General features: G+C 66.5%; 10 protein-coding genes. 8 read left to right on the top strand and 2 right to left on the bottom strand.

Annotated features, from left to right (window positions below):
- The first annotated feature begins 94 nt into the window (after positions 1-94).
- The 3 genes from ACT54L_RS12210 to ACT54L_RS12200 are packed head-to-tail and all read left to right on the top strand — an operon-like array spanning position 95 to position 3,176.
- On the top strand, positions 95-1,597 hold the full coding sequence (locus tag ACT54L_RS12210) for a sensor histidine kinase (protein ID WP_476085858.1): 1,503 nt from the start codon (positions 95-97) through the stop codon (positions 1,595-1,597).
- On the top strand, positions 1,590-2,027 hold the full coding sequence (locus ACT54L_RS12205) for a response regulator (RefSeq protein ID WP_476085857.1): 438 nt from the start codon (positions 1,590-1,592) through the stop codon (positions 2,025-2,027). Before ACT54L_RS12210 ends, ACT54L_RS12205 begins: the two co-directional genes overlap by 8 nt.
- A 9-nt stretch (positions 2,028-2,036) precedes the next feature.
- Complete coding sequence (locus ACT54L_RS12200; RefSeq protein WP_476085856.1) at positions 2,037-3,176, top strand: sensor histidine kinase; 1,140 nt, start codon at positions 2,037-2,039, stop codon at positions 3,174-3,176.
- A 109-nt stretch (positions 3,177-3,285) separates the two neighbouring features.
- On the opposite strand, the gene ACT54L_RS12195 is transcribed toward ACT54L_RS12200, so the two are convergent.
- Positions 3,286-3,627, bottom strand: coding sequence for a rhodanese-like domain-containing protein (locus ACT54L_RS12195; RefSeq protein WP_476085855.1), 342 nt, complete (start codon positions 3,625-3,627; stop codon positions 3,286-3,288).
- 403 nt (positions 3,628-4,030) lie between these two features.
- Here ACT54L_RS12195 and ACT54L_RS12190 point away from each other — a divergent pair, with 403 nt between their 5' ends.
- The 4 genes from ACT54L_RS12190 (at position 4,031) to ACT54L_RS12175 (ending at position 10,131) form a co-directional block, all read left to right on the top strand.
- Positions 4,031-4,327 carry a glycine zipper domain-containing protein gene (locus ACT54L_RS12190; RefSeq protein WP_476085854.1) on the top strand — a complete coding sequence of 99 codons (297 nt, stop codon included), beginning with the start codon at positions 4,031-4,033 and terminating at the stop codon, positions 4,325-4,327.
- Between the two features lie 249 nt (positions 4,328-4,576).
- Complete coding sequence (locus tag ACT54L_RS12185) at positions 4,577-5,500, top strand: ArgK/MeaB family GTPase (protein WP_476085853.1); 924 nt, start codon at positions 4,577-4,579, stop codon at positions 5,498-5,500.
- Positions 5,501-5,635: 135 nt separating this feature from the next.
- Positions 5,636-6,829: a cell wall hydrolase gene (locus ACT54L_RS12180; RefSeq protein WP_476085852.1), complete on the top strand. Its 1,194-nt coding sequence runs from the start codon at positions 5,636-5,638 to the stop codon at positions 6,827-6,829.
- A gap of 104 nt (positions 6,830-6,933) precedes the next feature.
- On the top strand, positions 6,934-10,131 hold the full coding sequence (locus ACT54L_RS12175; RefSeq protein WP_476085851.1) for an autotransporter domain-containing protein: 3,198 nt from the start codon (positions 6,934-6,936) through the stop codon (positions 10,129-10,131).
- Positions 10,132-10,331: 200 nt separating this feature from the next.
- On the opposite strand, the gene ACT54L_RS12170 is transcribed toward ACT54L_RS12175, so the two are convergent.
- Complete coding sequence (locus ACT54L_RS12170; protein ID WP_476085850.1) at positions 10,332-12,611, bottom strand: NADP-dependent malic enzyme; 2,280 nt, start codon at positions 12,609-12,611, stop codon at positions 10,332-10,334.
- Between the two features lie 367 nt (positions 12,612-12,978).
- Here ACT54L_RS12170 and ACT54L_RS12165 point away from each other — a divergent pair, with 367 nt between their 5' ends.
- A complete protein-coding gene (locus tag ACT54L_RS12165; protein WP_476085849.1) occupies positions 12,979-14,973 on the top strand; it encodes a hypothetical protein in 1,995 nt (664 codons plus the stop codon).
- The last annotated feature ends 124 nt before the right edge of the window (positions 14,974-15,097 follow it).

Raw genomic sequence — 15,097 nt, 5'->3', positions numbered from 1 at the left:
TAGAGAGAAGGATAGGAATCAAAAAAACGTCCTTCGACTGCTGTCCTTTTTCCGATCTTCGCTCCCCACTCCTGTCCGAGGTTGGACGACCTGAATGGCCGCCCTTTTCGCGCCGAAGACCAAGCGCGTCACCTTTCTGAGCCAGCCGGTCCTTCTGGGACTTGGCTTTGCCTTGCTCATCGCCATCAGTTCCGTGTCCATTTTCCTGGTGAACCGGGCCCGGGACGATTCCAACAAAGTGGCGCATACACTCAAGGTTGAGAATAGTCTGTCCGAGCTTCGGATCATGATCCGGCGGGCGGAGAGTTCCCAACGCGGGTATCTGCTGACCGGTCAGGACAGCCTCCTGCAGGTCTTCAAGCAGGCGGTGGCAGACATCGAGCCCGCCCTGCAGACGTTGTCTCAGCTGACATCGGACAATCCCAACCAGCGCGCGCGCATCGACGCTCTTCTCCCCAAGATGCGGGAAAAAGTGGCCGAGCTGACCCAGACCGTCGCATTGCGGCAAGCCGGGCGGGCCGACGAAGCCCTGGCGGTGGTGGAAGCCGGCCGGGGCGAGACCTTGATGCGCGACATGTCCACCATCATCGCGCAGATGAAGGACGAGGAAGAAAACCTTCTCGTCTCACGCACTTCGGCTTCCAACGCCACCGCCACCTGGCTCCTGGTGATGAATGTGATCGGCGTCATCGCGATCCTCATCATCGCGGCCTTGTCCATGATCCTGGTGCGCCGCAACACAGAAGAGCTGCGCCTCGCCCATCGTGAACTGGCGCGCGCCAACCAGTCGCTGGAGCAGCGGGTGCGCGAGCGCACCGCCGACCTGGAAGAGGCCAATAACGAGATCCAGAGCTTCGCCTATATCGTCAGCCATGATCTGCGCTCCCCGCTTGTGAACATCATGGGTTTCACCAGCGAGCTGGAGACCATGCGCACCGACCTCTTCGACCGGCTGGCGGCCTTGCGGGCGCAGGTGGGGGGCCGGGCGGACGAGGATGCGGATCTGGCCGCCGACTTCGAGGAGGCCTTCGGCTTCATCAAGGCCTCCATCGTCAAGATGGACCGGCTCATCAAGGCGATCCTGGAACTCTCGCGGCAGGGGCGCGCCGAGTTCCACCCCACCGTGGTGGACGTGCGCGCCCTGGTCACCGGCATTGCGGAAACCATGGCGCACCAGTTGCTGGAGCGCGACGCCCGCATCGACGTGACGCCCCTGCCCGCCATCACCACCGACCGCATGGCGCTCGAACAGGTCTTCACCAACCTGATCGACAATGCCGTCAAGTATCTGCGCTTGGACGTGCCGGGGCGCATCTCCGTCTCGGCGCTGGAGACGTCCGCCTACGTGACCTTCCTCGTGTCCGACAATGGCCGGGGCATAGCCGCGGAGGATCGCGGCCGGGTCTTCGAGCTGTTCCGCCGCTCCGGCCCGCAGGACAAGCCGGGGGAAGGCATCGGCCTCGCCCATGTGCGCTCGCTGGTGCGGCGCATGGGTGGCTCCATCGTGCTCGAATCCCAATTGGGCGAGGGGACCACCTTCAAGATCACCCTGCCGCGCGTTCTGGCGCCGCAGAACAAGGGGAACGACAATGGTTGAGCACGTCTCCATCGTGATGATCGAGGACGATGAAGGCCACGCCCGCTTGATCGAGAAGAACATCCGCCGGGCCGGCGTGATGAACGAGATCACCCCGTTCCGGGACGGCACCAGCGCCATCCGCCACTTGTTCGGCCCGGATGGCACCGGCGCGGTGAATGCAGGCAAGGCCCTTCTGGTGCTGCTGGACCTCAATCTGCCGGACATGACGGGCGTCGACATCCTGCGGCGCATCAAGGAAAATGACCATCTCAAGCGCTCTCCCGTGGTGGTCCTCACCACAACGGACGACAAGCGCGAGATCCAGCGCTGCTACGACCTGGGCGCCAATGTCTATGTCACCAAGCCGGTCAATTACGAAAACTTCGCCAATGCCATCCGCCAGCTGGGCCTGTTCTTCTCGGTGATCCAGGTTCCCGAGGCCAAATGATGTGGCATCATGGCCATGAATGAGCATTCACGGGTGGAGGCAACCATCGGCACGCAGACGGCGGAGCCTCCCGAAGGCACGGGCGCACAGCCGAGCCCACGGCGGGTTCTCTATATCGACGACGACCCCGGTCTCTCCAGCCTCGTGCGGCGCAAGCTGGAGCGGCTGGGCTATGGGGTTGAAACCGCTCCCTCGGGCGCGGCGGGACTCGCGCGCATCACCTTGGGCGGCATCGACGTGGTGGCGCTCGACCATTTCATGCCAGGACAAGACGGCTTGGCCACCCTGGCCGACATCCGTCGCCTGCCGGACCCGCCGCCCGTGGTCTATGTCACCGGAACCCAGGAAAGCCGCGTCGCCGTGGCCGCGCTGAAGGCCGGGGCGGTCGACTATGTCATCAAGGAAGTCCAGAGCGACTTCATCGAGCTGTTGCGGTCCGCCATCGACGCGGCCATGGAAACGGTGCGCATGCGTCGCGCACACGAAGCCGCCGAGGCCGAGATTCGCGCCGCCCGCGACCGGTTCGAGGCGCTGGCGGCCGAGCGGGCGCTGCTGCTGCGGGAAATGAACCACCGCGTGGGCAATTCCCTGCAGATCATCGTTTCTCTGCTCCATGTGCAGGCGAGCGCCACCGACAACAAGGAAGTTCAAGAGGCGCTCCAGTCCGCGCGCGGCCGCGTGGCTGCGGTGGCGCAGGTGCATCGGCGCCTCTATACGTCCGAGGACGTGGCCAGCGTCGCCCTTGACCAGTATCTCGCGGCCCTCGCCGAAGACCTCCAGGTGTCCGCCCGGCATGGCGACGTGGGCGTGACCTTGCAGGTGCGCTCCGATCCCCTGGAGATCGACCCCGACCGCGCTGTGGCCATCGGCGTGATCGTCACCGAACTGGTGATCAATGCCTCGAAATACGCTTATCCCGGCGGCTCAGGACCGGTACGGGTCGACCTGACGCAGGCGGACGGCGAGGTGCGCCTGGACGTGGCGGACGACGGGGTCGGCATGCCCCAGGAGCACAAGGGGACGGGCCTCGGCAATCGCATCGTTCGCGCCATGGCCAGCAAGCTGGGGGCGAACCTGGCCTTCCTGCCCGCGACGCCCGGCACCTGCGTGCGCCTGACCTTTCCTCTCGATCCGACCATCCGCCCGTAAAACAGGTCCGAGCGCATCGGACCGGGTCGCGTCGCGGCCACGCTGGAATAGAGCAAGAGAGCATTTCAGCGTTTCGGTGAAACCCTGAAATGCTCTGACGGGCCTTCCCTCAGCCCTTGAGGGTCTCGAAGCCCGCATCCTTCCAGCCGAGAATGCCGCCCTGCATATGCTCCACATAGGGCAGCCCGGCGGACTGGGCGAGGGCGGCCGCCTTCTGCGACCGCTGGCCGGAGCGGCACGAAAAGACGAGGCGCTTGCCCTCGGGGTCCGGCAGGCCCGCCGGGTCGAAGCTGTTCAAGGGCATGTTGACCGCTCCGGGAATGCGCTCGGCGGCGATCTCGTTCGGCTCGCGCACGTCCACCAGGAGGACGCTGCCGTCCACGAGCCCCGCCTCCACCTCCTGCGGGGTGAGGTGGACGATTCGGCCGCCGAACGGATTGAACTCACTCATCTGACGTCTCCCATCTTGCGCCGCAGCGTGCCCAAGCTGGGGCTTCCTGGCAAGGGTGGCGGGCGCCTTGCGGTGGGGCCTTGCGTGCAATGCGTCAAACGCATGCCCCAAAGGGAGCCTGAACTTTTCCCCTGCCGCAAAAAGGCCGATCTCGGGCCGCCCACACGTTACAAAAAATCCTTTGAAAACAAAACACTAACGACGGAGCGAAACTTAAGCTCAACCAATGCGCGCAGCTCAATGCTGGCCGCACTTAGGGTTCATGGTACCTCCAAATTTGCATTACGCGCCTCCCGCTCATCTCCCGTTCATCTTCGCCGCGATAGCTTCGGAAGCGTCGCACAAGCCTCAGCCGTTACCTCCTTCGGGACCTGACAGCGGAGTGCGTGCGATGCGAAAGCAAATGGTGACACTGGTTGTCCTGGCGAGTGTGTTTCCAGGCGCCGCACATGCGCAAGACGATGTTGCAGCAGGGGCGGTCATGGGAGGCATCACCGGCGCCATCATCGGCGGGGCGGTTTCGGGGAATGCGAGGGGAGCGGCGGCAGGCGCGGTGATCGGCGGGGCAACCGGTGCGATCATGGGCGGGGCCCTGAACCTTCAGCAACAGAGGACGTTTTATTTTTGGAACAACGGTCGCTGCTATTACAGCGACCCCAGCGGACAGGTGATGACCGTACCGAAGTCTTATTGCCAATGAAGAGCTATTGATCGGTTTCGTTCCCCCGCACGGTTCCGATCAGTGGAAAGGCGTCGACGAAAGTCGACGCCTTTTTTTTTGCCTAGACCCGGGTGCTCTCGTCTTCTTCTCCCACCAGCCCGCCTGCGGCCTGTGCTGTCCATTCCCGGGTTAGGGGCGCGAGTTCCGCGCCTGCACCCTCACCGGGCCCGCGCCAGTCGGGATGCCAAGCGCACGCGCCTGCTTTAAGCTTGCGCCATGCAGCGATCCTTGCCCCCGATTCCCAGCCTTGATGCCTTGCGTTCCGGCGGCAAGCGCGCCGTGGCTGGCGCCCTCGCAGCCATTGAGACCGCGCGCGGCAGCGCTCCGCTCACTGCCTTGCTGGATGAGGCGGCCTTGGCGGCCCGCGCCCATGTGCTCGGGCTCACCGGACCGCCGGGCGTCGGCAAGTCGACGCTCACCAACGCGCTGGTGCGCCAAGCCCGGGCGGCGGGGGAGACCATCGCCGTCCTGGCCGTGGACCCCTCCTCCCGCCGCACCGGGGGCGCTCTTTTAGGAGACAGGGCGCGCATCCAGACCGATCCTGAGGATCGCGGTGTCTTTGTGCGCTCCATGGCCGCCCGCGACCGCCTCGGCGGCCTCTCTGACGATGCCGTGGCGGCGGTAGCGCTCCTGCGGGCAATCTATGATCGCGTCATCGTGGAAACGGTGGGCGTCGGCCAGTCGGAAGCCGACATCGATCTGGTGGCCGACACGGTGGTGCTATGCATTCAGCCCGCCTCCGGCGACAGCCTGCAATTCATGAAAGCCGGCGTCATGGAGCTGCCGGACATCATCGTCGTCACCAAAGCCGACATGGCGGAGATCGCCCGGCGGGCGGCGGCGGATGTGACCGGCGCATTGTCCCTGGCGGGCGGGGTCGGGGCGTGGACGGTGCCGGTGATCCGCCTGTCCGCAGCCACCGGAGAAGGGCTGAGCGACTTTTCCACCTCCGTGCGCGCCCATCAGGCGCATCTGTCGGAGGGGGGGCGGGCCGCCGCCCGACGCAGCGCACAGGAGACACGCTGGGTGGAGGAAGCGATCCGTGTGCGCTTTGGCACCGAGGGCCTGGCCCGCGCCCGCCGCATGGAACCGCCGACGGGCGGTCCTTTCACCCGGGAGGCGGCTTTCGCGGTCCGCTTAACCACCCCGTAAGCTTAATGCGCGATTTTTCCCGCATGCGGTCGACGCCCCCTGGACAGCTGGGACCGGGCATCGACAGCGGGCGCGCAACCGTCGGCCTCCTGCCGCCGGGGCCGAGCTGCGCCCTGGCGATCGAGGACGATGGTCATGCCGGCTCCTTCTGCCCCGCGGCGATCCTTCCGGCTGGTCGCGCCGGCCGCCTGGGCGCTGATGGCCTGCCTGGCGCCAGCAGCCGGGCACGCCCAGAGCCTGCCGTCCGACGCCTTCCTTTCCCGCTCGGCCGCCGACCGCGCCCAGCCCGGGCTGCTCGCCGGACCCATGCGGGCGCTGCGCGTGGCCACTCTGGAATGGCAGGACCTGCCCGCCCCGATCACCGAAGCCTCCGTCACCGGCGCCCCCTCCGATGCCTTTCCCCCGCCCCTGGTGCTGGGAACGCTGACCAAGGGCAGCGAGGGCGCCAGCGGTGACGACCTCGCCGGAGAGGCCGCGCCCGACCTGTTCGGCCCTGAGCCGGTCGCCGCAACGGCATATCTGGAACTGGCCCTCGACAGCCTGCTGACCTTGCCTGGCCTGGTGGATGATGCGGCGGATGACCCGTTGGCGGTGGCCGAGGGCGAACCACCGGCAAGCGTGGGACCGGACCTTGCCGGAATCGATAAGGGACCCGCCGACACGGCCGAGGCCGACCCTTCGCAGCCAAGCCAGGCCTCGGGAGGCCCCCTCGACGCGGAAACACAGCTGGCGGCGCTCATGGATTCCTGGGGCGCGGACCAGCCGGTGCAGCGCGATGCCAGCCTCATCTTCGGCCGCGACACCCGTCTGTTTCCCGCCCTCACCTTCCAGCATTCGGACAGCGAGGAAAGCGAGGGCGAGGAGACCGCGGCAAGCGGCATCGTCACGCCGGCCATTCGGCTCAATCTGGTGGGCACCGAACGGGCCCAGGCGGAGAAGTGCCTGGCGGAAGCCATCTATTTTGAAAGCCGGGGCGAGTCCAAGCGCGGCCAGATCGCCGTGGCGCAAGTCATCATGAACCGGGTGTTCTCGGGCTATTACCCCGCCGATGTGTGCAAGACCGTGTATCAGAACGCGCACAAGCATCTGGCCTGCCAGTTCACCTTCGCCTGCGACGACGTGCCAGACGTGATCCGCGAGCCGGACATGTGGGTGCAGGCCAAGCAGATTTCCGCCGACATGCTGGATGGCAAGCTGTGGCTGCCGAGCGTGGGGCGCGCCACGCACTATCACGCCTATTGGGTCCATCCGAGCTGGGTGCGAGAGATGCGCAAGCTCGACAAGATCGGCGTTCACACCTTCTACCGGCCGCAGCGTTGGGGCGGCTGATTACGAAGTCTAGCCGACGCGAGATAGCTTTATTTCCTTTTATTTCATTGACCTAGACTGGAGCGATTTCTAGCTTTCCCCGACATCACGATGTGGGGGATATCTTGAAGATCGGTCTGGCAGCTCTTTCGATTGCACTCTTGTGCTCGACGGCCATCGCCCGGGCGACAGATCTTCAATACACCTCCATCTGGTCGGTGGGCGACAGCCTCAGCGATACCGGCCGCACCTACCGTTACCTTTCCAACAACTGGCTGGTTCCGCGCCAGTATGTGGCGCCCAAGGGACCCAACTATGACAACGGCCGCTTCTCCAACGGCCCGGTCTGGCTGGAATATCTGGCGACGCGGGAAGGCCAGCCCTATGTGGCGGACCGCAACCTGTCCTGGGGCGGGGCGGTCACGGGCACGGCCTATCGGCAAAGCGTGCAGCGCTTCGTCACCCATCTGGAGGCGCAGGTCGACCAGTTCGCCGATGGGCTCACCAAGCCGGCCAGCTGGCGCGATCCCACCCTCAGTCCCGCCTCGAACTATGGCGCCCGCCCGCTGGTGACCCTCTGGATCGGCGGCAACAATTTCCGGCAGCCTTATGTGGATGCCGGCGCGCCCGACACCATTTCGGCTTTGCTGGGGCTCACCGCCGAGCAGTTGCGATCCCCCTCGTATCAGCGCGACCTGATCCTCAAGAACATCCCCACCGATCTGGCGAAGATGAATGCCGCCTTCCAGGCTCGCCGGGACGTGGCCAGCGAGGGGGTCACCTATATGGTTCTGACCCTCCCCGATGCCTCCACCTCCCCCAAGTTCACGAGCCTTGCCCCGGCAGACAAAACCGCGCTGAGTGACGCCATCACCAGCATGAACCGCCAATTGAAGGAGAAAATGTACGCGCTGGGGACCACGTTCGCGGCCGACAATCCCGGCACGCGCATGGTGGTCGTGGACACCGCTGCGCTGTTTCGGGAGATCCAGTCCAATGCCGCCGCCTTTGGCTTTACCGATGTGCGCCTCAATTGCGTGGACTCGGAAACCGGGAATTTCGTCAATGGCTGCTCCAAGACGGCGGCGCAGACCTTCCTGTTCTGGGATCAGTTCCACCCCACCACAGCCGGCCATGCCATCATCGCCGAATATGCGGTGAATTCCGACCGGCTCGACTATGGTGCCCCGGTCACGCTCACCATGCCGCACGTGGCCAATATCGATGTGCGCAACGAGACCTATGCCGGGTTCATCGGCGGCACAGGGTCACTCATCAAGCAGGGCGCCGAGACCCTCACGCTCGCCGGGCTGAACAGCTACAGCGGCGGAACGCGCGTGGATGCGGGGCTGGTGCGCATCTCGTCCGACGCCAATCTGGGCGATCGCTCCGGCCTCCTCACCCTGCGCGGCGGCGGGGTCTCGGCGAGCCAAAGCCTACAGATGACGCGCGATGTGCGGATCGCCGAAGAGGGCGGTACCTTCCACACCGACGCGGGCGCGCTTCTCACCCTCACCGGCAACACCTTGTCGGGCGACGGCAATCTCACCAAGACCGGCGCCGGCACATTGGACATCCGCTCCACCCTCGACACGGCGGCGAACGGGCAGACGGAAGCGGTGAAAGGGGTGGGCCGACAGCTCACCACGCTGGCGGAAGGCACGCTGAAGATCAACAGCACCAATCCATTCGTCACCTACCGGCTGGACACCTTGCCGGACACGGTGCTCGGCGGCTCCGGCACCATCGTGACCGGCCGGGCGGACCAGGGCGGCGGCATCGTGGCGGCCGGGCTCATCGCTCCCGGCAATTCCATCGGGACCCTGACCATTGACGGCGACCTGACGCTGACCGACAGCTCCGTCTACCATCTGGAAGTGGACCCCAACCGAGCGGACCAATTGGTGGTCACCGGCAGCTTCGTGCGCGATGGAACCGTGCGCATCGTCACCGATCCCACGGACAAGCTGACCAATCAGACGCTGACCTTCGCCACCTCTACCGGCACCGCCTCCGGCACCTATGACGCCGTGGAGGACCTCTCGCCCTTCCTGTCCCAGACGCTCCATTATGCCGGGCCGTCGGTCTCGGTCACCTTCGCCCGGGACTTCGCGGCTCCTGCGGTGACCGCCAACCAGAAGGCGGTGGCCACCTATCTGAACGGCGCCTATCGCCCGGCCAGCCAAGGCGACCTGGACAACGTCTTCTTCGGCCTCGACACCACCGGCACCAATGCGGCGGGCGCCAACGCCCTGGACCAGCTATCCGGCGTCTCCATCGGCAACCTGCTCACCGCGAGCGCCATCCAGCAGGGCCAGTTCACACGCGCCTTGGAAGACCGCATCTCCGCCCGCCGGGCGGGCCGGGACGCGGCGGGCGTGACGGCGGGTGGGGCTCTGTCCATTGCTGGATCGGACCTGTCGGGCCTCGGCAGCACCCTCGCTGACGCCTCGGCTGCCCTGCAGGACGGCGGCACGGCCGGGGCGGGCGCCATGAACGCGCCCGACGGTGTCTCCGCCTGGGCGCGGGTGCTGGGCGGGCCGGCCAGCATCGGGGGCGCGGGCAGCTTCGACATGACGGGCGTTGGCGTGATGCTCGGGCTCGACAAGAGCTTCGGGGCGGGCCTTGCCGGCCTGAGCTTTGCCTATGGCAGCCTCAACACCCAGGGCGTCAATGCCGCCAATGGCGGCGCCGACACCTACCAGATCTCGCTTTACGGCTCGCTCCAGAGCGGCAACCTGTTCCTGGACGGCACCGCGTCCTATTCCTATGCCGATTATTCAAGCACCCGTGCGCTGGCGTTCGGGGCGCTCCAGCGGGTGGCCACCGCCAGCCCCGACGGCAATGCGGTGGCGCTCTCCGTCAAGGCCGGCGGGGTGTGGAGCACGGGCGGTCTCACCTTCGAGCCGAGCCTCGGCTTCGATTGGTACCACCTCACCCGGAATGCCTTTGTGGAGGCCGGCGCGGGGGCGGCGGGGCTCACCGTAGGCTCACAGACGCTGGATCTCGTCCTGCCCTCCATCGGGCTTCGGCTGTCGCGCATGGTCAATGCGGGCACCTTCACCCTCACGCCGGAACTGAGCGCCCGCTACTATTATAACGCCGGCGATACCAGCGTCGGCACCACGGCGGGCCTCATCAGCGCGCCGGGCTTACCGTTCTCGGTTACGGGCACAGGGCTCGGGCGAAACATCGGGGTCCTGGCGGCGGGGCTGGCGGCACAACAGACCCAGAATCTGAAGATCTCGGCCCAGTATGAGCTTCAGGTTGCCGATGACCTGACCGCCCAGAGCGTCTCGCTCGGCCTGCGCTACACGTGGTGAGCGCTGGCGCGGACCATGCTGCCGACGCCTGAAAGGCATACGGCCTCGCCATCGGGCATTCCCACCTGACTGCATCGCACTCAGATGGGAATGTGATTTCTCAGTGACTTGGAGGCTGACGGACCGATCAGGCTGGCTCAACCTGACCGATCGGGCTTTGCTGCGTCGGGCCCCTGCGGGTCCCGGCGCCGGCACGCGGATCAGAGCGTGCCCTGGGCTTCCGCCACCGCCACCGCCGTCATGTTGACGATGCCGCGGGCGGTGATGGACGGACCCAGAATGTGGGCCGGCTTTGCCGTGCCCATGAGGATGGGGCCGACCGGGAGCGCATCGCCCAGCACCTTGATCATGTTGTAGGCGATGTCCGCGGCATCGAGGTCCGGCATCACCAGAACATTGGCGGGACCGGTCAGGTTGGAGGCCGGGAAGGTGCGCTGGCGGATCTCGTCCACCAATGCGGTATCGGCCTGCATCTCGCCGTCCACCTGGAGGCCGGGATCGCGCTCCAGGATGAGGTCGAGCGCCGCCCGCACGCGCTTGGCGCTGGTGGTCTCGTAGCTGCCGAAGTTGGAGTGCGACAGCAACGCCACCTTCGGCTCGATGCCGAAGCGGCGAACATGGGCGGCAGCGAGCACGGTCATCTCCGCCAGATCCGCCGGGCTGGGCTCAGCCTGGATCTGGGTGTCGCAGATGAAGAAATTGCCCTTCGGAGTGATGAGCAGCGACAGGGCCGCCAGTTCGTTCACCCCCGGTGCCCGGCCGATGATGTCGCGGACATGGCGCAGGTGCCGCATGAAGCGCCCCTCGATGCCGCACAGCATGGCATCCGCCTCGCCCTTGCGCACGGCCAGCGCCGAGATCACGGTCGCGGAGGTGCGCACCAGCGTGCGGGCGGCATCGGGCGTCACGCCCCGCCGGCCGGCAATCTCCACATAGGAGCGCACGAAGTCGCGGTAGCGCGGATCATCCTCGGGGTTGATGACATCGAAGTCCGCACCCGGCCGGATGGAGAGGCCGAAGCGGTGCAGGCGGGTCTCCAGCACGCCGGGACGAGCCACCAGGATGGGACGGGCAATGCCCTCTTCCACCACGGCCTGGGCCGCGCGCAGAACGCGCTCGTCCTCGCCCTCGGCATAGATCACGCGCTTCTTGTCCTGCTTCGCGCGCTGGAACAGGGGACGCATGATGAAGCCGGAGCGGAACACGAACTGGTCCAGCTGGTCCACATAGGCGTCGAGGTCAGCGATGGGCCGGGTGGCGACCCCGGTGTCCATGGCGGCCTTCGCCACCGCCGGCGCGATGCGCAGGATGAGGCGCGGATCAAAGGGCGAGGGAATGATGCTGTCCGGCCCGAAGGCGCGGGTCTCGCCGCCATAGGCGCGGGCCACCACGTCCGACGGTGTTTCGCGGGCGAGCGCGGCGATGGCTTCCACCGCCGCCATCTTCATTTCCGCATTGATGTCGGTGGCGCCCACGTCCAGCGCGCCGCGGAAGATGTAGGGGAAGCACAGGACGTTGTTGACCTGGTTCGGGAAGTCCGACCGGCCGGTGCAGATCATGGCGTCGGGGCGCACGGCGCGCGCCTCTTCCGGCATGATCTCGGGATTGGGATTGGCGAGCGCCAGGATGAGGGGCCGCTCGGCCATGCGGGCCACCATCTCCGGCTTCAGCACGCCGCCGGCGGACAGGCCGAGGAAGATGTGGGCGCCGTCAATGACCTCGCCCAGGGAGCGGGCATCGGTCTTCTGGGCATAGATGGACTTGTAGGGGTCCATGAGGGTCTCGCGGCCTTCATAGACCACGCCCTCGATGTCGCAGACCCAGATGTTCTCGCGCTTGGCGCCGAGCGTCACCAGGAGGCCGAGGCAGGCGAGCGCGGCCGCGCCGGCGCCGGAGACGACGATCTTGAGATCCTCGATCTTGCGGTTGCCGATCTCCAGCGCATTGCGCACGGCGGCGCCGACAATGATGGCGGTGCCATGCTGGTCGTCATGGAAGACCGGGATCTTCATCCGCTCGCGCAGGCGCCGCTCAACCTCGAAGCACTCGGGCGCCTTGATGTCTTCCAGGTTGATGCCGCCGAAGGTAGGCTCCAGCGCCGCCACCGTCTCCACCAAGTGGTCGATCTCGGTGGCCGCCAGCTCGATGTCGAACACATCGATGCCGGCGAACTTCTTGAACAGCACCGCCTTGCCTTCCATCACCGGCTTTGAGGCGAGCGGGCCGATGTTGCCGAGGCCGAGCACGGCGGTGCCGTTGGAGACGACGGCCACCAGATTGGCGCGGGTGGTCAGCTCGGCGGCCTGCAGCGGATCAGCCTTGATGGCCTCGCATGCGGCCGCCACGCCGGGAGAATAGGCGAGCGCGAGGTCGCGCTGGTTGCCGAGCGGCTTGGTTGCCTGGATCTCCAGCTTACCGGGCCGCGGCAGGCGGTGATAAACGAGTGCTCCCGACTTCAGATCGTCGGAAATGTTCGACATGTTAGACGCCATGTCCTCCCCCACCTTATGCAGCCGTCGCGCGCGTGAAGCCTAGCGTGCGTTCCGATCAGAATGGATCCATCTCATCGGGGCACACGCCAACCTGGTGACGAAGCAGGCATCGCCCGGCTTGTGATGCCGGCCGAACGGCGCATGCTCCAACTCGTTATACAGAGGCGGCTTGGCCGCGCACCTTGGATCTCCACCCGATTCAATGCGCGCGCCACCGGCTCTGGAAAAGGGCCGGCACGGTAGCCGCCGCAGGCGGTGATGTCACGGGTGGAAGTTGGATTTTCCTGCCCCGGCGACCATTGAGCTTTCCGCGCGGGGAAGGCACGGTGCCGGGCGACGGAGACAGGGACGGACCATGAAGAAGGTTTTGATCGGGATCGGCGCGGTTGTCTTCCTGGCGGGCGGTGCCTTCCTGGGGATCGTCGCCTGGAGCAAGGCGCAGGCGCGCGACCAGGTGGAGCAGGCCTTTGCGGCGGTGCGCCAAAGCGGGGCCACCGCAACCTATGGGGGCGTGGGCTTCGACCTGTTCTCCCGCACCCTCACCGTCTCCAACATCGCCATTCGCAGCGCCGACGGGACCAAGTCCGTGAAGGTGGCGAGCCTCATCGCCGGCAGTGTCACGCCCGTGATTGCCGGCCGCTTCTCTGCCGAGCGGATCGATGTGAACGCCCTTCAGGTGAGCGTGGACGAGCCGACGCTGCACCAGAAGGCCGTCTACGAGGCCCCCGTGGTGCGCATTCGCGGCTTCGAGGGGCCGGCCACCGCCCTCGCCGTTCCCGGCGGCGGCGGCAAGCATGAAGCGGTTCGCTTCGGGCTCGCCCAGTTTGCCGCCACGACCGCCGCGCGGGTGGAAATCCCCGATCTGGCGGCCCATGTCACCTCCACCCCTGACAGAGACCGGCCACACACCCTTGATGCCACCTACCGCCTGCTGCTGGCGGAGGGGATCAAGGGCGGCAAGATGTCCACCCTCTCCTTCGACCGGATGTCGTTCCAGAATGTGGCGCAGGGTCCCGGACCCGACGAGCGCATGACCGGGCAGCTGGATAATTTCAACGCGTCCGAGATCGACACGACGCCCATTCTCGCCCTGGCCTCCACGGGGAGCGCGGCGGGAACCGGGGGAGGATACCGAACGGTCTATGGCCGCCTTGCCGCCACCGGCTACAAGCTGACCCAGACCGATGGCCCCACGCTTTCGGTGGGCTCCATTCTTGCCGAAGGCGTGGCCATCGATCCGGCCATCCTCTCCTTCAATCGCCTGGACGAGCTGGCCGCCCTCTCCCAGGACAGCCGCTCCCTGAGCCACGAACAGAGCGCGCGTCTGTTCGACATCTCCGCCGATGTGCTGAAGGGCGCCGCCCTGGTGTCCGCCGAAATGAAGTCCATCAAGGCGGGGGATGCGGTCAGCTCGGTGGAACTGGCCTCCCTGGGCCTGAAAAACTTCCGGGACGGGACGCTCGAAAGCTTCTCCCTGCGCGGCCTGCAGGGCAAGACCTCGGACGGGCAGCCGCTGAAGCTGGATGCGCTGGTGCTGAAAGGCTTCAGCCTGACACCCATCTTCGGGGTCTCGGCCAAGGCCCTGCGCGATGGCACCGAGCCCTCCGTCGAGGCCGGGCTCGCCTTGCTCCAGGGACTGAAGGGCGTCGAGATTTCCGGCCTGTCCTATCCTGAAGAGGTCGGCCAGGCGCCGATCGCGCTTCAGCACCTGGACATGAGCTGGGACGACTATGTGGGCCTGTTGCCGGCGCGCACCTCGGTGAAGATGTCCCGGTTCAGCGGCCCGATCTCGGAGGCGGACGGCGCCCCCTTCAGCTACCTGGCCAATGCCGGCATGAAGGAGGCCACCCTGGACCTGGACTTGGGTCTTGCCTATGACCGCGCCACGGGCACCCTCACTCTTTCGCCGGCCCGCTTGGTGCTGGACAAGGCCGTGACCCTCGCCGTCACCGCCGCCCTCACGAACGTCCCGGTCTCCGCCTTCGAGGACCCGGTGACCCTGGTGGCTGCCGCTCCCGCCATCGCGCCGGGGCCGGTGACCATTAGCATCACCGATCACGGGCTGGTGGCCCTGGCGGTGAAGGGCCAGGCGGACGCCGCCGGCCAGACGCCCGAGGCGTTCCGCCAGGAGTTCATCGCCCAGCTCACGAAGACCGCCACGGAAGCCGCCCCGGTCTTTCCCTCCGCCCCCAGCATCGCGGCGGCGGTGTCGGACTTCCTGAACTCCTCCGGCACCCTGTCCTTCGCCATCACGCCGCGCAACGGCGCGCGGCTGATGGATGTGCTGGGCGCGGAGCCTCTGGTGGCCCTGGAGAATTTCACCGTCACCGCGACCGCCACCAAGCCATAAGCCATGGATCGCCTCAGCGTTTCCCGGGCACACTGGGGCGATCTAACTCTTTGTCTTGGCGCATTTCCCTGGCGCGAACCGGGTCCCCCATCGCGCGGACATGCGCCAGGCGCCGCCGGCACGC

This window comes from Aquabacter sp. DMC10 (assembly GCF_056314145.1).
Note: the sequence above shows the minus strand (reverse complement) of the source record. Positions and strands in the feature narration are given on the sequence as shown.